This is a genomic window from Streptomyces sp. NPDC031466 (genome assembly GCF_055581265.1).
The window spans coordinates 1-20,144 of record NZ_JBVIJT010000005.1 but is presented as its reverse complement, the minus strand read 5'-3'; the positions used below and the strand labels follow the sequence as shown (position 1 = coordinate 20,144).

17 protein-coding genes are annotated in these 20,144 nt (G+C 73.3%); 11 read left to right on the top strand and 6 right to left on the bottom strand.

The genetic code is table 11. The features are described from left to right. Nucleotides 1-17: 17 nt before the first annotated feature. Both disA and radA read right to left on the bottom strand, forming a co-directional pair. Nucleotides 18-1,142, bottom strand: coding sequence for a DNA integrity scanning diadenylate cyclase DisA (gene disA, locus ACZ5GP_RS12005; RefSeq protein WP_468750751.1), 1,125 nt, complete (start codon nucleotides 1,140-1,142; stop codon nucleotides 18-20). A 79-nt stretch (nucleotides 1,143-1,221) separates the two neighbouring features. Further along, nucleotides 1,222-2,631 carry a DNA repair protein RadA gene (radA, locus tag ACZ5GP_RS12000; RefSeq protein WP_358586120.1) on the bottom strand — a complete coding sequence of 470 codons (1,410 nt, stop codon included), beginning with the start codon at nucleotides 2,629-2,631 and terminating at the stop codon, nucleotides 1,222-1,224. 186 nt (nucleotides 2,632-2,817) lie between these two features. On the opposite strand from radA, the gene ACZ5GP_RS11995 reads away from it, so the two are divergent. Beyond that, nucleotides 2,818-4,863, top strand: coding sequence for a BACON domain-containing protein (locus tag ACZ5GP_RS11995; protein ID WP_468750750.1), 2,046 nt, complete (start codon nucleotides 2,818-2,820; stop codon nucleotides 4,861-4,863). Nucleotides 4,864-4,910: 47 nt separating this feature from the next. Here ACZ5GP_RS11995 and ACZ5GP_RS11990 read toward each other — a convergent pair whose 3' ends face one another. Continuing rightward, a complete protein-coding gene (locus ACZ5GP_RS11990) occupies nucleotides 4,911-5,702 on the bottom strand; it encodes a DUF3109 family protein (protein ID WP_468751262.1) in 792 nt (263 codons plus the stop codon). A gap of 410 nt (nucleotides 5,703-6,112) precedes the next feature. Between ACZ5GP_RS11990 and ACZ5GP_RS11985 the strand changes: the two genes are divergently transcribed. The 5 genes from ACZ5GP_RS11985 to ACZ5GP_RS11965 all read left to right on the top strand — a co-directional run bounded on the left by ACZ5GP_RS11985 (nucleotide 6,113) and on the right by ACZ5GP_RS11965 (nucleotide 10,994). Next, nucleotides 6,113-7,048, top strand: coding sequence for a Ppx/GppA family phosphatase (locus tag ACZ5GP_RS11985; protein ID WP_468750749.1), 936 nt, complete (start codon nucleotides 6,113-6,115; stop codon nucleotides 7,046-7,048). Between the two features lie 57 nt (nucleotides 7,049-7,105). Further along, entirely contained in the window at nucleotides 7,106-7,930 is an 825-nt protein-coding gene (locus ACZ5GP_RS11980) for a sugar phosphate isomerase/epimerase family protein (RefSeq protein WP_468750748.1), read from the top strand. Continuing rightward, nucleotides 7,927-8,559 (top strand): TetR/AcrR family transcriptional regulator, encoded by a 633-nt coding sequence (locus ACZ5GP_RS11975; RefSeq protein WP_468750747.1) that lies wholly within the window; start codon nucleotides 7,927-7,929, stop codon nucleotides 8,557-8,559. Before ACZ5GP_RS11980 ends, ACZ5GP_RS11975 begins: the two co-directional genes overlap by 4 nt. 170 nt (nucleotides 8,560-8,729) lie before the next feature. Next, entirely contained in the window at nucleotides 8,730-10,583 is a 1,854-nt protein-coding gene (gene ilvD, locus ACZ5GP_RS11970) for a dihydroxy-acid dehydratase (protein WP_468750746.1), read from the top strand. A 102-nt stretch (nucleotides 10,584-10,685) separates the two neighbouring features. After that, entirely contained in the window at nucleotides 10,686-10,994 is a 309-nt protein-coding gene (locus ACZ5GP_RS11965) for an SH3 domain-containing protein (protein ID WP_468750745.1), read from the top strand. Nucleotides 10,995-11,249: 255 nt separating this feature from the next. Here ACZ5GP_RS11965 and ACZ5GP_RS11960 read toward each other — a convergent pair whose 3' ends face one another. Further along, complete coding sequence (locus ACZ5GP_RS11960) at nucleotides 11,250-13,535, bottom strand: protein kinase domain-containing protein (RefSeq protein WP_468750744.1); 2,286 nt, start codon at nucleotides 13,533-13,535, stop codon at nucleotides 11,250-11,252. Between the two features lie 129 nt (nucleotides 13,536-13,664). Between ACZ5GP_RS11960 and ACZ5GP_RS11955 the strand changes: the two genes are divergently transcribed. From ACZ5GP_RS11955 to proC, 4 genes are all read left to right on the top strand, one after another. Beyond that, nucleotides 13,665-14,147: an EamA/RhaT family transporter gene (locus ACZ5GP_RS11955; RefSeq protein WP_468750743.1), complete on the top strand. Its 483-nt coding sequence runs from the start codon at nucleotides 13,665-13,667 to the stop codon at nucleotides 14,145-14,147. A 241-nt stretch (nucleotides 14,148-14,388) separates the two neighbouring features. Further along, nucleotides 14,389-15,192: an ABC transporter ATP-binding protein gene (locus tag ACZ5GP_RS11950; protein WP_468750742.1), complete on the top strand. Its 804-nt coding sequence runs from the start codon at nucleotides 14,389-14,391 to the stop codon at nucleotides 15,190-15,192. Continuing rightward, entirely contained in the window at nucleotides 15,189-15,926 is a 738-nt protein-coding gene (locus ACZ5GP_RS11945) for an ABC transporter permease (protein ID WP_468750741.1), read from the top strand. Before ACZ5GP_RS11950 ends, ACZ5GP_RS11945 begins: the two co-directional genes overlap by 4 nt. 116 nt (nucleotides 15,927-16,042) lie before the next feature. Further along, nucleotides 16,043-16,867 (top strand): pyrroline-5-carboxylate reductase, encoded by an 825-nt coding sequence (gene proC, locus ACZ5GP_RS11940; protein WP_467163534.1) that lies wholly within the window; start codon nucleotides 16,043-16,045, stop codon nucleotides 16,865-16,867. 22 nt (nucleotides 16,868-16,889) lie between these two features. Here proC and ACZ5GP_RS11935 read toward each other — a convergent pair whose 3' ends face one another. Continuing rightward, nucleotides 16,890-17,474, bottom strand: coding sequence for a cysteine hydrolase family protein (locus ACZ5GP_RS11935; protein ID WP_467163533.1), 585 nt, complete (start codon nucleotides 17,472-17,474; stop codon nucleotides 16,890-16,892). Nucleotides 17,475-17,549: 75 nt separating this feature from the next. Between ACZ5GP_RS11935 and ACZ5GP_RS11930 the strand changes: the two genes are divergently transcribed. Continuing rightward, a complete protein-coding gene (locus ACZ5GP_RS11930; RefSeq protein WP_468750740.1) occupies nucleotides 17,550-18,575 on the top strand; it encodes a GlxA family transcriptional regulator in 1,026 nt (341 codons plus the stop codon). Here the strand turns inward: ACZ5GP_RS11930 and trpS are convergent. Next, entirely contained in the window at nucleotides 18,530-19,540 is a 1,011-nt protein-coding gene (trpS, locus tag ACZ5GP_RS11925; protein ID WP_468750739.1) for a tryptophan--tRNA ligase, read from the bottom strand. The two genes, ACZ5GP_RS11930 and trpS, sit on opposite strands and share 46 nt — an antisense overlap. Between the last annotated feature and the right edge of the window lie 604 nt (nucleotides 19,541-20,144).

The following is a 20,144-nucleotide window of genomic DNA, read 5'->3' as shown; positions in this document are numbered from 1 at the left end:
CCAGGGGCCTTGTCCGGCTAGACGTACCGCTCCAGGATCGAGGACTCCGCAAGGCGGGAGAGGCCCTCGCGGACGCTGCGCGCGCGGGCCTCGCCCACGCCGTCCACCGTCTGCAGGTCGTCCACGCTGGCGGCGAGCAGCTTCTGCAGGCCGCCGAAGTGCTCCACGAGACGGTCGATGATGGCGCCGGGCAGCCGGGGGACCTTGGCCAGGAGGCGGAAGCCCCGCGGCGAGACGGCCGAGTCCAGGGCCTCCGGGGAGCCGGTGTAACCCAAGGCGCGGGCGACGGTGGACAGTTCGAGCAGCTCCGCGTGGGAGAGGGCGTCCAGCTCCTGAAGCGCCTCGTCCACCGTGCGGGAGCGCTTGGCGGTCGGCTCGGGCACATAGTCCCGGACGACCAGCTCGCGCTCGGGCTCGACGCCCGCGATCAACTCGTCCAGCTGGAGGGCGAGAAGACGCCCGTCCGTGCCCAGCTCCACCACGTACTCGGCGATCTCCGTGGCGATGCGGCGCACCATCTCCAGGCGCTGGGCGACCGCCGTGACGTCCCGCACCGTCACCAGGTCCTCGATCTCCAGGGCGGAGAGCGTGCCCGCGACCTCGTCGAGTCGGAGCTTGTACCGCTCCAGCGTCGCGAGGGCCTGGTTGGCGCGGGAGAGGATCGCCGCCGAGTCCTCAAGGACGCGGCGCTGACCGTCCACGTACAGCGCGATCAGGCGCATGGACTGGGAGACGGAGACGACGGGGAAACCGACCTGCTTGGAGACGCGGTCCGCCGTGCGGTGCCGGGTGCCCGTCTCCTCGGTGGGGATCTTCGGGTCCGGCACCAGCTGCACACCGGCGCGCAGGATCTTGGTGATGTCCTTGTCGAGGACGATGCCGCCGTCGAGCTTGCACAGCTCGCGCAGGCGCGTCGCGGTGAACTCGACGTCCAGGATGAAGCCGCCCGTGCACATCGACTCGACCGTCTTGTCCCAGCCGAGGACGATCAGACCGCCGGTGTTGCCGCGCAGGATGCGTTCGAGGCCGTCACGCAGGGCCGTGCCGGGGGCGACGGCGCTCAGGGAGGCGCGCATCAGCACTTCGGCAGCGGTGCTTCCGCCGGGCTTGCCGGGACTCGCTGCCCGGTCGTTGGCTGCCACTGCACTCCCTCGGTCGCACGTACTCCACGCCTCTTCCGCACGTCTGTCTTCGTACGGATGGGCGAGACCAGGGCAAAGTCTACCGGCGCTCTTCCTCCTCCCGTGGGGCCTCTCGGCGACGGGATCGCGGAAGGACACGGAGCGCCTCACCCATGTCGGCGACTTCGATGACCTTCATACCGGCGGGAATCCTGCCCGGATCGGCCGGTACGAGCGCGTGGGTGAAGCCCAGACGGTGCGCCTCGGACAGCCTGCGCTGCACCCCCGTGACCCGTCTGACCTCGCCCGCCAGGCCGACTTCCCCGATCGCCACGAGGTTCTTCGGCAGCGGGGTGTCGCTCGCCGCGCTGGCCAGCGCCAGGGCGATGGCGAGGTCCGCGGCGGGCTCGGAGAGCTTCACGCCGCCGACCGTCGCGCTGTAGATGTCCCGCTTGCCGAGGGCCGTGATCCGGCCGCGCTGCTCCAGGACGGCCAGCATCATCGACACGCGGGACGTCTCCAGGCCGGAGGTGGTGCGCCGGGGGCTCGGGATCTGCGAGTCGACCGTGAGCGCCTGGACCTCGGCGACCAGGGGGCGGCGGCCCTCCAGGGTGACGGTCAGACAGGTGCCCGGCACGGGCTCGGCGCGGCGGGTCAGGAAGAGGCCGCTGGGGTCGGTGAGGCCGGTGATGCCCTCGTCGTGCAGCTCGAAGCAGCCGACCTCGTCCGTCGTGCCGTACCGGTTCTTGACGCCGCGGACCAGGCGCAGGCGCGCGTGCCGGTCGCCCTCGAACTGGAGGACCACGTCGACGAGATGCTCCAGCAGGCGCGGCCCCGCGATGGCGCCGTCCTTGGTGACGTGGCCGACCAGGAGTGTGGACATGCCGCGCTCCTTGGAGGCGCGGATCAGGGCGCCCGCGACCTCGCGGACCTGCGCCATGCCGCCGGGCGCGCCGTCGATCTCCGGCGAGGCGATCGTCTGCACCGAGTCGAGGACCAGCAGGGAGGGCTTGACCGCGTCCAAGTGGCCGAGGACGGCGGACAGATCGGTCTCCGCCGCCAGATACAGGTGGTCGTCGATGGCGCCGATGCGGTCGGCGCGCAGCCGGACCTGGCTCGCCGACTCCTCGCCCGTCACATAGAGCGTGCGGTGCTGCTCGCTCGCCGCCTTCGCCGAGACGTCGAGCAGCAGCGTGGACTTGCCGACGCCCGGCTCGCCCGCGAGCAGCACGACGGCGCCCGGCACCAGACCGCCGCCGAGGACCCGGTCCAGCTCGGGCACGCCGGTGGAGCGCGCGGTGGCCGTGCGGCCGTCGACCTCGCCGATCGGGACGGCGGAGGAGGTGACCCGGCCGGGGGCGGTGGTGCGGACCGCGGGCGCGCCGTACTCCTCGACCGTCCCCCAGGCGTGGCACTCGGGGCAGCGGCCGAGCCACTTGGCCGTCTGCCAGCCGCATTCGGTGCAGCGGTAGGACGGACGGTCCTTGGTGGATTTCGTACGGGCAGCCATGCTCGAACCGTAGCCGAGCCCACTGACAACCCGGGCCGGGGCGCCGCACGCCCACCCCGGGCGAGGAGTGAGGTCTCGGAATGGTGAGTTCCTGTCCCCTTTTGAGGGATCTGTTCACCCGTAAGGATTAAATGTGCCCGAGACGGAGGGAGGGGCCTGCATCATCCGCCTACCTTCGCACGGGTGATGAGCAGCAGGCCGGAAACCCCCGCGAACGCAACCGGCGCACACCGGGCGCACCGTGACTCGCGCAAGCGTTCGGCGCCCCGTCAGGCGTCCCGGACGGCGCCGCCCGCGCGCTATGAGCCGTGCCTGGACGGCCTTTTCACCTACTGCCTCTCCGTCCTGTGCGATCACGACGCGGCCACCGCGGCGCTGGGTGACGTGCTCCAGCTCGCCGAGCGCAGGGGCTCGCGGGGCCCCGGTGCCGAGGGCGAGCTGCTGCGCCCCTGGCTCTACGCCCTCGCGCGCTGGGTCTGCCTGCGCCGCCTCGCCGAGGCCAAGCGCAACCGCCAGGGCGCGCACGCGGCCAGGGGCGCGGGCGCCGGCCGCAGGGCGGGCCGGGACGCGGACGCCGCCACCCGGGCCGCGCGGTCCGCCGCGTCCGCCTCACCGATGGCGTCCGCCTCATCGGGGGCGTCCGTGCTGGCCGAGGCGAGTGTCTCAAGGGGCGCGGGCGTCTCGGCCGACGCGATGGCGACTCCGGGCGCGTCTGCGGCAGCGGGCTCCTCTGCTACGCCAGGCTCCTCCGCCACACCGGGCTCCTCCGCCCCACTCGGCGCGGGCGCCTCGCCGGTCGCGTGCGTCGCGCCGGACGCACCCGGCGCACCGAACCGGAGCCGGCCCGCCGCTCCCGGCGCGTCCGGCGGCTCCGCCCAGGACCCCGCCCCCCTCCCGGAGGAGATCGCCCGGCGGCGGCACCGGGAGCTGGCGCAGCTCGCCTGGCCGGAGGCGGCCGGCACCACCCCCGAGCAGCGCGAGGCCCTCGAACTGGCCGTACGCCACCAGCTCACCCCGGCCGAGGTCGCCGCCGTCCTCGGCATGGACCTCGCCAAAGCCCGCGGCCTGCTCGCCTCCGCGGCCTGCGAGGTGGAGCGCACCCGCGCCGCCCTCGCGGTCGTGGAGAGCGGCAGCTGCCCCATCGTCGCCCGGCTGACCGGGGACAACCAGCTGCTGCTCGGCGCCGCCCTGCGCCGCGAGCTGGTCCGGCACGTCGACGACTGCCCGAGCTGCCGCCGCACCGCCGAGCGCGCGGGGGCGGGCGCCTGGCCCGGCACGGCCGTGAGTCCGGCCACGCTCCCCCTCGTGGCGGCCCCGCGCGACGCCCTGCCCCTCGCCATGGCGCACGTCGCCCGCGCGCGGGGCGCCCACCCTCGCTACGACCGGCGCGGTTTCCCGATGGACCCCAAGGACCACGCCGCGCGCCGCGACCGCCTGCGCGCGCGTGCCGTCACGACGACCGTCGTCGCCACCGTCGTGGCCGCGCCGGTGCTCGCCCTGTGGGCCGCCTACCGGGGAGCGCCCCTCACCGGAGAGGGCCATGACGGCAACCCCGTCACCGCGAGCGAGGGCGACAGCGCCGGCCTCGGCAGCGACCGCACCCGCGACTACGAGAACGCGGGCAACGCCCGCAAGGGACCCCACACCCGCTTCACCACGGGCGGCCGCTCACCGGACGTCTCCGTCGAGGTCATCAGCGGCGGCTCCCCGTCCGGCTCCAGGACGGGCCCCGGGCGCCTGACCGTCACGGCCCGGCCCGTCGGCGACACGACGCTCATCACGCTGACGGCGTCCGGTGGCGCACCGGTCGCCTGGTCGGCGAGCGAGGACGTCTACTGGCTCTACCTGAGCCGCTCGTCGGGCACGCTCGCACCGGGGGATTCGGTCACCATCCAGGTGTACGTCGACCACAGCCGCGAGCCGTACGGGCCCTGGCGCGCACGGGTGGCCGTCGCGCCCTCGGGCGCGGTCATCTCCATCGACGGGCACGGCGACGGACGGCCGCCGTCCCGTCCCGGCCCGGGACCGAAGCCGCGCCCCACCGATCCCGGCCCCGTGGACCCGGGGCCCTCCGACCCCGGCCCGTCCGATCCCGGTCCCTCGGACCCCGGCCCCTCCGATCCCGGCCCCGACCCCACGCCGACACCGACGGATCCCGACCCCACGCCCTCGGACCCCGGCCCGGGGGACCCGTCATCGCCTCCCGGCGACGGGGACACGGGCCCCGGCTGACCGATCTGCCCCGCCCTGCCGGCGGCCACCCGGACGGAACCCGCCGCCTACCGGGCGGGATCCGCCGGGTGCGGGGCGAACAGCGGGAGTGCGGAGCGCAGCCGCTCCTCGCACAGCTCCACGAGACGGTCGTAGCCCTCCTTGCCCATCAGCTCGATCAGCTCCGGGCGGTAGGAGACGTAGACCGGGTCGCCCGCGCCGTGCGCCGATGTCGCCGACGTGCACCACCAGTGCAGGTCGTGGCCGCCCGGGCCCCAGCCCCGCCGGTCGTACTCACCGATGGAGACCTGCAGCACGCGCGTGTCGTCGGGCCGGTCGATCCAGTCGTACGTCCGGCGCACCGGCAGCTGCCAGCAGACGTCCGGCTTCGTCTCCAGGGGCTCGCGGCCCTCCCGGAGCGCCAGGATGTGCAGCGAGCAGCCCGCGCCGCCCGCGAAACCCGGGCGGTTCTGGAAGATGCAGGAGCCGTTGAACGGGCGGGTCTGGCGGTCGCCGTCCTCGTCCGTGGAGACCCAGCCGGTTTCCCGGCCCACGTCGTGGTGCTGCCAGATGTCGGGCGTGAGCCGCTCGACGTAGCCGGCGACGCGCTTCTCGTCGTCGTCGTCCGAGAAGTGCGCGCCCAGCGTGCAGCAGCCGTCGTCGGCGCGGCCCGCCTGGATGCCCTGGCAGCCGCTCCCGAAGACGCAGTTCCAGCGGGAGGTCAGCCAGGTCAGGTCGCAGCGGAAGACCTGCTCGTCGTCCGCGGGGTCGGGGAACTCCACCCAGGCCCGGGCGAAGTCCAGGCCCTTCTCGTCCGGCTCGGTCCTCGCGACCTTCGCCGGCTTCCCGGACTTCCCGATCTCCTCGTTCTTCTCGGCCCTGCCGAGCACCGCGGACTTCTCCGGTCCGCCGTGCGCCGAGGACGTCTCCGGTCGCCCGACGACCACCACGGGCCGCCCGGCGCCCCCCGCCTTCCCGACCTTGCCCGCCTTCCCGGCCTTGCCGGTCTTATCGGGCTTGCCGGCCTTATCGGTCTTGGCGGACTCCGCGGTCCTGTCGGGCCCTGCGGTCTTCACACTCTTCGCGGACTTCGCGGGTTCCCCGGACCGGCCGGCCGCGCCTTCCTTCTCCGCCTTTCCGGCCTTCTCCGGCTTCCCCGACTTCGTTTTGTCGGCCTTCGTCTTTTTCGTCTTTGGCACATCTCCAGGGTATGCGGGCGGTGAGCCGCCCGGGGCCAGCAGAGCGCCCAACGCGGCGTAGCGTTCCGTGCATGAGACTCGGTGTCCTCGACGTGGGGTCGAACACGGTGCATCTGCTCGTGGTCGACGCCCATCCCGGCGCGCGCCCGCTGCCCGCGCACTCCCACAAGGCCGACCTGCGGCTGGCCCAACTCCTGGACCCGGCGGGGGCGATCGGCCCCGAGGGCGTCGACCGCCTGGTCGCCACCGTCCGCGCGGCGGTGGAGGCCGCCGAGGACAAGGGCGTGGAGGAAGTACTGCCGTTCGCCACCTCCGCGGTGCGTGAGGCGACCAACGCCGACGCGGTCCTGACCCGGGTCAGACAGGAGACCGGCGTCGACCTCCAGGTGCTGTCCGGCGAGGAGGAGGCCAGGCTCACGTTCCTGGCCGCCCGGCGCTGGTTCGGCTGGTCCGCGGGCAAGCTGCTCGTCCTGGACATCGGCGGCGGCTCCCTCGAAATCGCCTACGGCCTGGACGAGGAGCCGGACTGCGCGGTCAGCCTGCCGCTCGGCGCGGGCCGTCTCACCTCCGCCTGGCTGCCCGCCGACCCGCCCGACCCCTCGGACGTGAAGGCGCTGCGGCGGCACGTGCGCGCCCAGATCGCCCGCACGGTGGGGGAGTTCGCCCGCTTCGGCACCCCCGACCACATCGTGGCGACGTCCAAGACGTTCAAGCAGCTCGCCCGGCTGGCGGGGGCGGCGCGCTCGGCGGACGGCCTCTACGTACAGCGCGAACTGAAGCGGAAGTCCCTGGAGGACTGGGTGCCGCAGCTCGCCGCGATGACCACGAGCGAGCGCGCGGAGCTGCCCGGCGTCTCCGAGGGGCGGGCCGGACAACTGCTCGCCGGGGCGCTGGTGGCGGAGGGCGCGCTGGACCTCTTCGGGTGCGAGTCCGTGGAGATCTGTCCGTGGGCGCTGCGTGAGGGCGTGATCCTGCGGCGGCTCGACCACCTCCCCCCGACCCCCTGAGCGATCGGCGCGAGGCCGCCTCCCCGGTGTGCGGGCGCGGCCCGTACCCTGTTCCTCGTGGCAGATCCAGTGGTGCGCATCCCGGATGCGAAGGTCGCCCTGTCGACGGCCTCGGTCTATCCGGAGTCGACGGCGACGGCCTTCGAGATCGCCGCGCGCCTCGGTTACGACGGTGTCGAGGTCATGGTGTGGACCGACCCCGTCAGCCAGGACGTCGAGGCCCTGCGCCGGCTGAGCGACTACCACCGGATCCCGATCCTGGCCGTCCACGCGCCCTGCCTGCTCATCACGCAGCGCGTCTGGTCCACCGACCCGTGGGTCAAGCTCCAGCGCGCCAGGGCCGCCGCCGAGAAGCTCGGCGCCTCCACCGTCGTGGTGCACCCGCCCTTCCGCTGGCAGCGCACCTACGCGCGCGACTTCGTCGACGGCATCTGGCGGATGGCCGACGAGACGGACGTGCGCTTCGCCGTGGAGAACATGTACCCCTGGCGCTACCGCGACCGCGAGATGCTCGCGTACGCCCCCGACTGGGACGTCACCAAGGACGACTACCGCCACTTCACCGTCGACCTCTCGCACACCGCGACCGCCCGCACGGACGCGATGGACATGATCGACCGCATGGGCGACCGGCTCGGGCACGTCCACCTCGCCGACGGCAAGGGCTCCGCGAAGGACGAGCACCTCGTCCCCGGCCGCGGCACCCAGCCCTGCGCCGAGCTGCTCGAACGGCTGGCGGCCACCGGCTTCGACGGGCACGTCGTCATCGAGGTCAACACCCGGCGCGCGATGTCCGGCGCCGAACGCGAGGCCGACCTCGCCGAGGCGCTCGCCTTCACCCGGCTGCACCTGGCGTCGGCGGTGCGGGTGCCCCGCTCATGACCTCCGGCGCGCCGCCGGAGCCCGCCGCGCCGCGACGCCGGGGGCGTCCTTCCCGTACGCAGTCGGAGGCCGGGCCCGCCACGCGCGACCGCATCCTCCAGGCGGCCCGCGAGGAGTTCTCCGAACGGGGGTACGAGAATACCTCCGTGCGCGGCATCGCCAAGGCCGCCGGGGTGGACCCCGCGCTCGTGCACCACTACTTCGGCACGAAGGAGCAGGTCTTCGAGGCGGCCGTCGCGGTGGCCTTCGCGCCCGCCCTGGAGGCGCCCGCCGCCGTGGAGGAGGGCCCGCTCGACGGGGTGGGCGAGCGCCTGACCCGCTTCCTCCTCGGCGTCTGGGAGAACCCCGCCACCCGCGCCCCGCTGCTGGCCGTCGTGCGCTCCGCGCTGAACAACGAGACGGCCGCCGCGGTCTTCCGCCGCCTCGTCGCCGCCCAGCTGCTCGGCCGCATCGCGCGCCGGCTCGAACTGCCGGACGCGGAGCTGCGCGCCGAACTGGCCGCCGCCCAGCTGGTGGGCATCGCCATGCTGCGGTACGTGGTCAAGGTCGAGCCGCTGGCCTCGGCGGACATGGAACAGATCGTGGCCCGGGTGGCCCCCGTGGTGCAGGGACACCTGACCGGCGCCTGACCGTCCGTACGGCCGACGCCCCGCCTTCGTACGGCCGACGCCCCAGTGCTCGTACGGCCGGTGGCTGCGCGATGAGACGACCGTCCCGCCATCCGGACACCCTGTCCGGATCCTGGAGCCGCGGCGTACGCTCGACAGCAGCCCCATCCCTGCCGAAGGAGCGAGCGACGATGCCCGAGCTCAGGTCCCGCACAGTCACCCACGGCCGCAACATGGCGGGCGCCCGCGCCCTGATGCGCGCCTCCGGTGTACCGGGGGCCGACATCGGGCGCAAGCCGATCATCGCGGTCGCCAACTCCTTCACGGAGTTCGTGCCGGGCCACACCCACCTCCAGCCGGTCGGCCGCATCGTGTCGGAGGCGATCCGCGAGGCGGGCGGCATCGCCCGCGAGTTCAACACCATCGCGGTGGACGACGGCATCGCCATGGGCCACGGCGGGATGCTGTACTCCCTCCCGTCGCGCGACCTCATCGCCGACTCCGTGGAGTACATGGTCGAGGCCCACTGCGCCGACGCCCTGATCTGCATCTCCAACTGCGACAAGATCACCCCCGGCATGCTGATGGCCGCCCTGCGCCTCAACATCCCGACGGTCTTCGTCTCCGGCGGCCCCATGGAGGCCGGCAAGGCCACCCTCGTCGACGGCACGGTCCGCAAGCTCGACCTGGTCAACGCGATCAGCGACGCGGTGGACGAGAGCATCTCGGACGAGGACATCCTGCGCATCGAGGAGAACGCCTGCCCGACCTGCGGCTCCTGTTCCGGCATGTTCACCGCCAACTCCATGAACTGCCTGACCGAGGCCATCGGCCTCTCCCTGCCGGGCAACGGCTCGGTCCTCGCCACGCACACCGCCCGCAAGGAGCTGTACCAGCGCGCGGGCGCCACGGTCGTGGACATCACCAAGCGGTACTACGACGGCGACGACGCCTCCGTCCTGCCCCGCAACATCGCCACGCACGCCGCGTTCGAGAACGCCATGGCCCTGGACATCGCCATGGGCGGCTCCACCAACACGATCCTGCACCTGCTCGCCGCCGCCCGTGAGGCCGAGGTCGACTACGACCTGACCGACATCGACGCCGTCTCGCGCCGCGTCCCCTGCCTGGCCAAGGTCGCCCCGAACGCCGCGCCCACCACCACGTACTACATGGAGGACGTGCACCGCGCCGGCGGCATCCCCGCGCTCCTCGGCGAGCTGTACCGCGGCGGCCTCCTCAACGAGGACGTGCACACCGTCCACGCGCCCTCCATCAAGGAGTGGCTGGACACCTGGGACATCCGCTCCGGCTCCGCCTCGGAGGAGGCCCTGGAGCTGTGGCACGCGGCGCCCGGCTGCAAGCGCTCCGCCGAGGCCTTCTCCCAGTCCGAGCGCTGGGACACCCTCGACACGGACGCCGCGAACGGCTGCATCCGCGACGTCGCCCACGCCTACTCCAAGGACGGCGGCCTGGGCGTCCTCAAGGGCAACATCGCCGTGGACGGCTGCGTGGTGAAGACCGCCGGCGTCGACGAGTCGATCTGGACCTTCGAGGGCCCCGCGGTCGTCTGCGACTCGCAGGAAGAGGCCGTCGAGAAGATCCTCAACAAGGCGGTCACGGCGGGCGACGTGGTCGTCATCCGCTACGAGGGCCCCAAGGGCGGCCCCGGCATGCAGGAGATGCTCTACCCCACCTCCTTCCTCAAGGGCCGCGGCCTCGGCAAGGTCTGCGCCCTGGTCACCGACGGCCGCTTCTCCGGCGGCACCTCCGGCCTCTCGATCGGCCACGCGTCGCCCGAGGCGGCGTCCGGGGGCACGATCGCGCTGGTCGAGGACGGCGACCGTATCCGCATCGACATCCCGAACCGGTCGATCGAGCTGCTCGTCGACGACGCCGAGCTGGAGCGCCGCCGGGAGGCACTCGGCGGCGTGTACGAGCCCAAGGCGCGCGAGCGCAAGGTCTCGGCGGCCCTGCGCGCGTACGCGGCGATGGCGACGAGCGCCGACAAGGGCGCGGTGCGGGACGTGTCGAAGCTCGGCTGAACCCGGTCGGACCCCCCGAAACCTTTCGCGGCGCGGGCGCGTCCTTGGTGTGAGGAACATGCCAGGGGCGGCCCGCGCCGTCCGTGAACGGGGGAGAGAACTGTGAGCGAGAACGTCATCACGCCCGAGGGTGTGGCCGGGACGGCGGAGCCCGTCGAGACCATCCTGGCCACCAGGACCTACACGATCGCCGCGGACGTCAACGTCCGTTCGGGACCCGGCTCCTCGTACTCCAAGGTGGGCCGCCTCAGGGCGGGCTCGCAGGTCGCCATCTCCTGCCAGAAGTCGGGCGAGACGGTCACGGGCCCGACCGGCACCTCCAAGCTCTGGGACCGGATCGGCAGCGGCCGGTACGTCTCGGACACCTACGTCCGCACGGGCAGCAACGGCTACGTGGCGCCGCGCTGCTGACGCCTTACGGGGGACAGCGGCGTCCACGGGTCCGGACCCGGGACCCGGGCTCGGGCTCGGCTCGGACGAGGGCTCGGGCTCGTCACGGCCCTCGACCCGGTGAGCGGCCACGGACCCGGAACCCGGACTCGGCCACGGGCCCGGACTCGGGCCAGACACGCACACGAACCCGGCCCCGGACACGGCGATGGACCCGGCCCCGGCCACGGACCCGGGCCCCGACGCAGGAGCCGTCGGAGCCCGGGAGCCAGCCCCTCACCCGGACTTCGGCGGCCTCGTCGCGTCGAAGGCGAACACCGTGTTCTCGGCCGCCGCGACGACCAGGACGCGCCCGGCGACGGTGACGCGCGGCGCGGCGTTCACCTCGCCCGCGACACCGTCCGCCCGCGGGTCCGTCGTCCACAGCGGCTCACCCCCGCGCGCGGACAGCGCGACGACGCGACCGCCGGCCGAGCTGAAGTACAGCGCCCCGCCGTCGCCGCTCGCCACCGGCCCCGACGCCCCTTCGACGCCCGTCTGCCGGGCCCACTTCTTGCGGCCGGTCACCGGGTCGAGGGCCGTGACGAGCCCGGTCCGCCCGCTCACGTAGACGGTGCCGCCCGCCATCCCGGGCGTCCCGTCGTACGCCTTCGCCAGGCGCGCGTACGTCACCCTGCGCAGCGACCGGTCCACGCGCGTGACGCCGTCGAAGCCGACCGAGGCCGGCCCCTCCATCCGCTGGTGGAGGAAGACGAGGCTGTCGCCCGCCGTACCGGCCGGCAGCACGGGCCCGTTGACGGCGACGGCCCCGCCGAGGCCTCCCGAGGCCAGGTCCATGGTCCGCAGCGAGGGCCGGCGCACCGGGCCCTCGGCCAGTTCGGCGTCCGACGCGCACATCGCGTACAGCCGGGTGCCCGACGCGAGCGGGGCGCACCGCGTGCCGGAGGGGAACGGCTGCCGCCAGAGCACCGTGCCGCTGCGCGCCCGCCGGGCCTCGAAGCGGGAGTTGCCCGCGTCGACCGTCACGACGGCGGAGCCCACCACCACCGCGTCCCGCGTCTGCCCCGTCACGGCCGTCGACTGCGCGCCGGACGGCACGGACCACAGCTCCTTGCCCTTGTCCGCGTCGAGGGCGACCACTTCGGCGGCGGGGCCGGGCCCGCCCTCGGCCGCGAAGCGGTAGCCGAGCACCGTGTCGCCGGTGACGCCCACCAGGTGCATGCCCTGGACCGGGACGCCCGGGCTCTTCTGCGTCCACACCCGGGAGCCGTCGGAGGCGTCGATCCGGGTCGCGACGACCCCGCCGCCCCCGCAGAACAGCGCGTCGCCACGCGCCTCGCACCGCAGTTCGTCGGGGATGTCGGCCCGCCCGCCCGGCACCTTCTCGAGCCACGGCCGGAACCCGTCCGGCAGCGGCGCCCCGGTTGCCGCGACCGTGCGGCCCCCGCCCTCGCCGTGCGCACCCCCCGGCTTGTCGGTGTCGTCGGCCCGCATCAGCGCGGCACCCGTACCGATCGCCGCGACGGCGACCACGGCGGCGAGCACGGTCCGCAGCCGGCGCCGACCACCGGCGGGCCGCGCGGCGACCGGCTCGGCGCCGACCGCCTCGTTTCCGGCCGCCTCGGTGCCGGCCGACTGGGCGGCGGTCGGTTGGGCGGCGGTCGGCGGCGGGGTCGCGTCGTCCGTGGCCAGATGGTGCTGGGTGTCCGTCTCACGGGTGCGGCGCGGCGCGCCCGGGGCCGCCGCGCCCCCGAGGTCCGCCGGCAGGTCCCGCAGCGGTACCAGCAGTTCGTCCGCCGAGGGCCGGTCCTTGGGGTCCTTCGCCAGACACGGCTCGACCACCTCGCGCAGCGCGGCCGGCACCGAGCCCAGGGACGGCGGCTCGTGCACGACTTGATACGCCGTCATGTACGGGCTGTCCGCGTCGAAGGGCCCCTGCCCCGTCGCCGCGTAGACGAGCAGCGTGCCCAGCGAGAACACGTCGGAGCGCGGCCCGACCCCGCGCGGCGCCTGCAACTGCTCCGGCGACATGAACGGCGGCGTCCCGATGACCCGCCCCGTCATCGTCAGCGTCTGCTGGTCCGCCGCGCGCGAGATGCCGAAGTCGATGACCCGCGGCCCCTCGGGGGAGAGGACCACGTTCGAGGGCTTCAGGTCCCGGTGCACGACCCCCGCGCGGTGGATGTCCCGCAGCGCCTCCGCGAGCCCGATGGCCAGCCTGCGCAGGTCGGCGCCGCCGATCGGGCCGTGCCGGGCGATACGCTGGGCGAGCGTGGGGCCCTCGATGTACGTCGTGGCCATCCACGGGTGGGCGGCCTCCGGGTCGGCGTCGATCACGGCCGCGGTGAAGGCGCCGCTGACGCGCCGGGCGGCGGCCACCTCCTGCCGGAAGCGGATCCGGAACTCCTCGTCGTCCGCGAACTGCTGGTGGATCAGCTTGATCGCGACGGGCCGCCCCGAAGCCGTACGCCCCAGGAACACCGTGCCCATGCCGCCGGAGCCGAGCCGCGCCTCCAGCGGATAGCCGCCGATCTCCTCGGGATCTCCTCCACGGAGTGACATGGTCCGACCTCCCCGTGATCCCCCGTTACGGCTTACGCCGCCCAAACTAGCGGCCGGGTATGGGGGCAGGACAAGGAGGGGGACGAATAGGGCGCGCCGCTCCGTGACGGGCGGGGCGATAATCAAACGGTGAGCGAAGACACCACCGCCCCCGGCCCGCGCCCCGAGCCCCTCCGCTTCTTCGGCACGACGTGGGTCGCCCACGACGGCGGCTACGGCGCGCGCCGGGCCGGTGCCGCCGTAGGTTCGCTGCTCGCGGCCGCCGCCGGCTGCCTCGTGCTGCGCTTCGCCTACGAGGGGCTGGTCATCGCGGAGGTGGGGACGGTCGTCGACCTCCTCGTCGTCGTGATGTTCGCGATCTGCAGCGCGATCGCCTTCCGCCGCACCTGGGAGGGCTTCACCAAGCGGCACGACCCGGCGTCCCAGGCGCAGCTGCGGGGCCTGCTCACCATCGGCTTCATCGGCGGCCTCCTCGCCTACTTCTTCCGCGCCCTGACCGAGGCCCCCGGCGAGCGCCTGCACCGCGAGGAGTACGAGGCGGCACTCGCCCAGTACGAGAAGCGCGCCGCGCGCCGCGCGGGCAACCCGTCGCGCAAGAAGCGCAAGGCCTGAACCGGCCGGCGGGTACGGGAGGCCCCCTGGGCGGGGCCGATCAGCCCGGCAACCCCCCGTGCGGCCCCGGCAGACCACCCCAACGGCCCCCGGCAGACCACCCCAACGGCCCCCGGCAGACCATCCCGGCGGCGCCCCTGCGGCCCCCGGCAGACCACTCGGGCGGACCCGTCCGTAATTTTATTCATCACTCGGTGAATAAGTCTTGACGGGTCGACCCGCCCGGAGGAGTATTCATCGCATGGTGAATAAAAAGCCCCCGCCGACCGTCCCACCGCCCGACGGCACCTCTCACGGCCCCGCCGTCCAGGCCGAAGGACTCACCGTGACCCGAGGCCCCCGCACCGTCCTGCGCGGCCTCGACTTCACGGTCCCCCGGGGCAGGATCACCGGCCTCCTCGGCCCCTCCGGCTGCGGCAAGTCCACCCTCATGCGCGCCATCGTCGGCACCCAGGCCAGGGTCACCGGCACCCTGCGCGTCCTCGACAGGCCCGCCGGCGCCCCCGCCCTGCGCTCCCGCATCGGCTACGTCACCCAGGCCCCGTCCGTCTACGACGACCTGACCGTCCGCCAGAACCTGGACTACTTCGCCGCCGTCCTCGACCCCGGCCGCGGCCCCGCGGCTGAACGCCGCCGCGAGCACGTCACCCGCGCCATCGAGGACGTCGACCTGACCACTCACGCCGACGCCCTCGCCGGCCGGCTCTCCGGCGGCCAGCGCAGCCGCGTCTCCCTCGCCGTGGCCCTGCTCGGCACCCCCGAACTGCTCGTGCTGGACGAGCCGACCGTCGGCCTCGACCCGGTGCTCCGCCGCGACCTGTGGCACCTCTTCCACGCCATCGCCGCCGAACGGGGTGCCGCGATCCTCGTCTCCTCCCACGTCATGGACGAAGCGGAACGCTGCCACCGCCTCCTCCTCATGCGCGAGGGCCGCATCCTCGCCGAGGACACCCCGGAGGCGCTGCGCGCCCGCACCGGATCCGACACGGTCGAGGCGGCCTTCCTCCACCTCGTGGACCAGGACACGGCAAGGAGCCCCCGATGAACACCCACCGCACCCTCGCCACCGCCGCCCGCGTCCTGCGCCAGCTGCGCCACGACCCCCGCTCCATCGCCCTGATGGTCCTGGTCCCCTGCGTGATGCTGCTGCTCCTGCGCTACGTGTTCGACGGCGCCCCGCGCACCTTCGACTCCATCGGCGCCTCGCTCCTCGGCATCTTCCCGCTCATCACCATGTTCCTGGTGACCTCGATCGCCACCCTGCGCGAACGCACCTCCGGCACCCTCGAACGCCTCCTCGCCATGCCCCTCGGCAAGGGCGACCTCATCACCGGCTACGCCCTCGCCTTCGGCGCCCTCGCCGTCGTCCAGTCCGCCCTCGCCACCGGCCTCGCCCTGTGGGCCCTCGGCCTGGACGTCACCGGCTCCGCCTGGCTGCTGCTCCTGGTCGCCCTGCTCGACGCCCTGCTGGGCACCGCCCTCGGCCTGTTCGTCTCGGCGTTCGCCGCGTCCGAGTTCCAGGCCGTCCAGTTCATGCCGGCGGTGATCTTCCCCCAACTCCTGCTCTGCGGCCTGTTCGCACCCCGGGACGCCATGCAGCCGGTCCTGGAGAAGATCTCCGACGTACTGCCCATGTCCTACGCCGTCGACGGCATGAACGAAGTGCTCCGCCACCCCGACATCACCGGCGACTTCGTGCGCGACGCCGTCATCGTCGCCGGCTGCGCCGTCCTGGTCCTCGGCCTGGGCGCGGCCACCCTGCGCCGCCGCACGGCCTGAACCCCCTGCCCCCTGAGCCCCACAGACCCCGTCCGCCCACCGGACGCACCCTCGGTCCGCCGCCGCCCGATGCGAGGATGGCCCCCGGACGACGCAACCCCGGAAGGCCACCGCCCATGAGCCGCACCACGAGCCAGAAAGTCGCAGTCCTCGGCACCGGAAAGATCGGTGAAGCCCTGCTCAGCGGCATGATCCGCAGCGGCTGGGCGCCGACCGACCTGCTGGTCACCACCCGTCGCCAGGAACGCGCCGACGAACTGCGCACCCGCTACGGCGTCGCCCCCGTCAGCAACGCCGAGGCCGCCGAGCAGGCCGACACCCTGATCCTCGCCTGCAAGCCGCAGGACATGGCGAAGCTGCTCGACGAACTGGCCCCGCACGTCACCCCCGACCGCCTCGTCATCAGCGCCGCCGCCGGCATCACCACCGCCTTCATCGAAGAGCGCCTGGCCGACCGGACGCCCGTCGTGCGCGTCATGCCGAACACGCCCGTCCTCGTGGACGAGGGCATGTCCGTCATCTCGGCCGGCAGCCACGCGAGCGCCGACGCGCTCGCCCTCACCGAGGACATCTTCGGCGCCGTCGGCAAGACGCTGCGGGTGCCCGAGACGCAGCAGGACGCCTGCACGGCCCTGTCCGGCTCGGGACCTGCCTACTTCTACTTCCTCGTCGAGGCCATGACGGACGCCGGCATCCTGCTCGGCCTGCCCCGCGACAAGGCCCACGACCTGATCGTCCAGGCGGCGGTCGGCGCCTCCGTCATGCTCCGCGACAGCGGCGAGCACCCGGTGAAGCTCCGCGAGGCCGTCACCTCCCCGGCGGGCACGACGATCAACGCGATCCGCGAGCTGGAGAACCACGGCGTGCGCGCCGCCCTCATCGCGGCCCTGGAAGCGGCCCGCGACCGCAGCCGCGAACTGGCCTCCGGCAACAACAGCTGACACCGCCCGCCCAAGGCCCCCCTCAGCCCTCCGAGGAGAGGATCGCCGCGGTGGTCACTACTTGCGCGAACCCACCACCGTGCAGGGTGACCGCCGAGGCCTGTGCCAGCTCCTCCGCCTCGCGCCGCCACCCGAAGGGCCCCTCCAGGTCGAAGGTGTAGGTGGCGTCCAGCGCGAACAACACCTCATAGCCGAGATTCCCGCCCATCCGGGCGGTCGTCTCCGCGCACATGTTGGTCTGGATCCCGGTCACCACGAACTGCGAGATCCCCTCGGCCTTGAACCACGCGTCAAGGTCCGGCGTCCCGTAGAAGGCCGAGTTCACGGTCTTCGTCACCAGCAGCTCGGCCCCTGCGCCTCTCCCGCGCCGCTCCTCGACGTACGCCTTGAAGCCGTTCCCCGCGTATCCCGGCCGCAACGGCGAATCCGGCTTCGGCGAGTCATGCCGTACGAAGACGACCGGGCGCCCGGCCGCCTGCCAGGCGTCGATCAGCGCGGCGATGTTGTCATCGGCCCCCGGATTGTTCCGGGGGCCCCAGAACTCCTCCTCCTCGAACCCCTTCTGTACGTCCACCACGACCAGTGCTGCGTTCTCCGCGATCTCCATGACCACGATGCTGCCGCGCCCGCTCCCCGCCGCCCCAGAGCCACAGAAGCCAGCGATCGATGGTTTACTGCCACCGTGCCCGCCCCGACGGAAATCACGGCGACGGCAACCGCCCGCCCCGCTCAGCGCATCGCCCTCCTCGCCTTCCCCGGCATCCGCGCCTTCGACGTCTCCGTCATCACCGAGGTCTGGGGCACCGACCGCACCGACCGGGGCGTCCCGCGCTTCGAGCTCCGCCGCGTCGCCGCCGACCCCGGGCCCGTCCCCATCCGGGGCGGCCTCACCCTCACCCCCGACCGCACCCTCGCCTGGCTGACCCGGCTCACCGGCGCCGATCTGGTCGTCGTGCCGGGACTGGACGCGCACCTCGCCCCCGTACCGCCGCCGGTCCTCGACGCCCTGCGCACGGCCCACGCGCGCGGCATCACCGTCGCGGCGCTGTGCGGCGGCGCCTTCGCCCTCGCCCAGGCGGGCCTCCTCGACGGCCGCCGCGCGATCACCCACTGGAACCTCGTCGACCTGCTGCGCGCCCGTCACCCCCGCGTCGGCGTCGAGCCCGACGCCCTCTTCATCGAGGACGACAACATCTGGACCTCGGCGGGCACGGCCGCCGGCATCGACCTGTGCCTGCACCTGGTCCGCACCGTCCACGGCGCCGAAGCGGCGGCGACGATCGCGCGCTCCATGGTCACGGCCCCCTTCCGCACGGGGACGCAGGCCCAGTTCATCGAGCACCCCACCCCGCGTGCCGACCGCGACGCCGACGCCCTGGCCGCCGTACGCGAGTACGCGCTCCGGCATCTGGACGAACCGCTCACGGTCGCCGGCCTCGCCGCCCGCGCGGGCATGTCGGCACGCTCCTTCGCCCGCCACTTCACGGCGGCGACCGGCACGACGCCCCTGCGCTGGCTCCTGGAGCAGCGCGTCGCGGCCGCCCAGAAGCTGCTGGAACGCACCGACCTGCCCATGCCGGAGGTCGCCCGCCGCGCCGGCTTCGGCAGCGAGGTCACGATGCGCCAGCACTTCGCGTCGCGCCTCGCCACCAGCCCCCGCGCCTACCGCGCCTCGTTCTCCGGGGGCAGCAGACCGATCGCCCGATAGGCGCCGTCGACCGTGGGCCTCGCCATCGCCCGGGCCCGCTCGGCCCCCTGCCGCAGCACCCCCTCCACATAGGAGGGGTCCGCCATCAGCTCCTTGTGCCGCTCCTGCAACGGCCTGAGCAACTCCACCACGGCGTCGGCGGTGTCCTTCTTCAACGCGCCGTACGAGGTGTACGCACCGCTCAGTGCTTCCGGGGCGGCTCCTTGGCAGGCGGCAAGGATCTCCAGGAGGTTCGAGATTCCGGGCTTGGCCGCACGGTCGAACGCGACCTCGCTCCCGCTGTCGGTGACCGCCCGCAGAATCTTCTTCCGCACGACGTCCGGCTCGTCCAGGAGATAGACGATCCCCGCCCCGGCCTCGTGGGACTTGCCCATCTTCGACGCCGGGTCCTGCAGGTCCATGACCCGCGCGGCGACCTCGGGCGGCGTGGCCCGCGGCACCACGAAGGTCTGCCCGTACCGCTGGTTGAACCGCACCGCCAGGTCCCTGGTGAGTTCGACGTGCTGCGTCTGGTCCTCGCCCACCGGCACCTCGTCGGCCCCGTACGCGAGGATGTCCGCCGCCATCAGCACGGGATAGGTGAGCAGCGAGAGCCGCACACTCCCACCCCGCGCCCGCTCCAGCACGGACTTCTCCTTGTACTGGATCATCCGCCGCATCTCACCGTCCGTGGCGACGCACTCCAGCAGGTATGAGAGCCGGGCGTGCTCGTCGACATGGCTCTGGACGAAGACGGTGGCCCGTTCGGGATCGATCCCGGAGGCGAGCAGCAGCGTCGCCGCCTGCCTGCTGAGCCTGCGCACCCGGCCGGGATCGTGGTCCACGGTCAGCGCGTGCAGGTCCACGACGCTGAACAGCGCGTCGGCGCGGTACTGGTCGACCTCGGCCCACCGCCGGACGGCCCCCAGGTAGTTGCCCAGGGTCAGATGCCCCGTCGGCTTGACCCCGCTGAAGATCCTCGTCATCTCTCCGCCTCCTGCTCCGGGCCGCCGGCCCGACGACCGGGCTCCGGGTCCTCCGGGGGGAGAGACACGAACGGCCGCCGAGGCGGCGGCCGTTGGGTACACGCGCGTAGGTACGGCCGCCGTCAGGCGGCCCACCACAGCTGGGTGCACGCGTGCGTTGTCATGGGGTCCAGAGTAGCGCCGGAAGGGCGTCCCGGCAGGGAGTTGACACTCCGGGAGGGGGTACGTAGTGTTCTCCGAGTTGCCCGACGTGAGCGCCGACCACCAGCTGGTCGGTCCCCGGGCGGCCATTCCGCAACAACCATTCAAGCGATCGACGTCGCGTTCCCTCACGGGATCCGCCTTCGGCTCGTTTTCATGCGTATTTGCGAAATGAGGAATCGGCGTTCGAGAGAGCGCCCCCGATTAGGTCGGGAGCCAGGATTCCGCTAAAGTCTCACTCGTCGGAACGGCCCAACAGCCGGGAAGACAACCCGCTCTGACCGGGAATCAGGCCCGAAAGGATCTGATAGAGTCGGAACCGCCGGAAAGGGAAACGCGAAAGCCGAAAGGCCGGAGCGAGAACCGGAAAGGCACCGAGGAAATCGGACACGAAAGAGTCTGA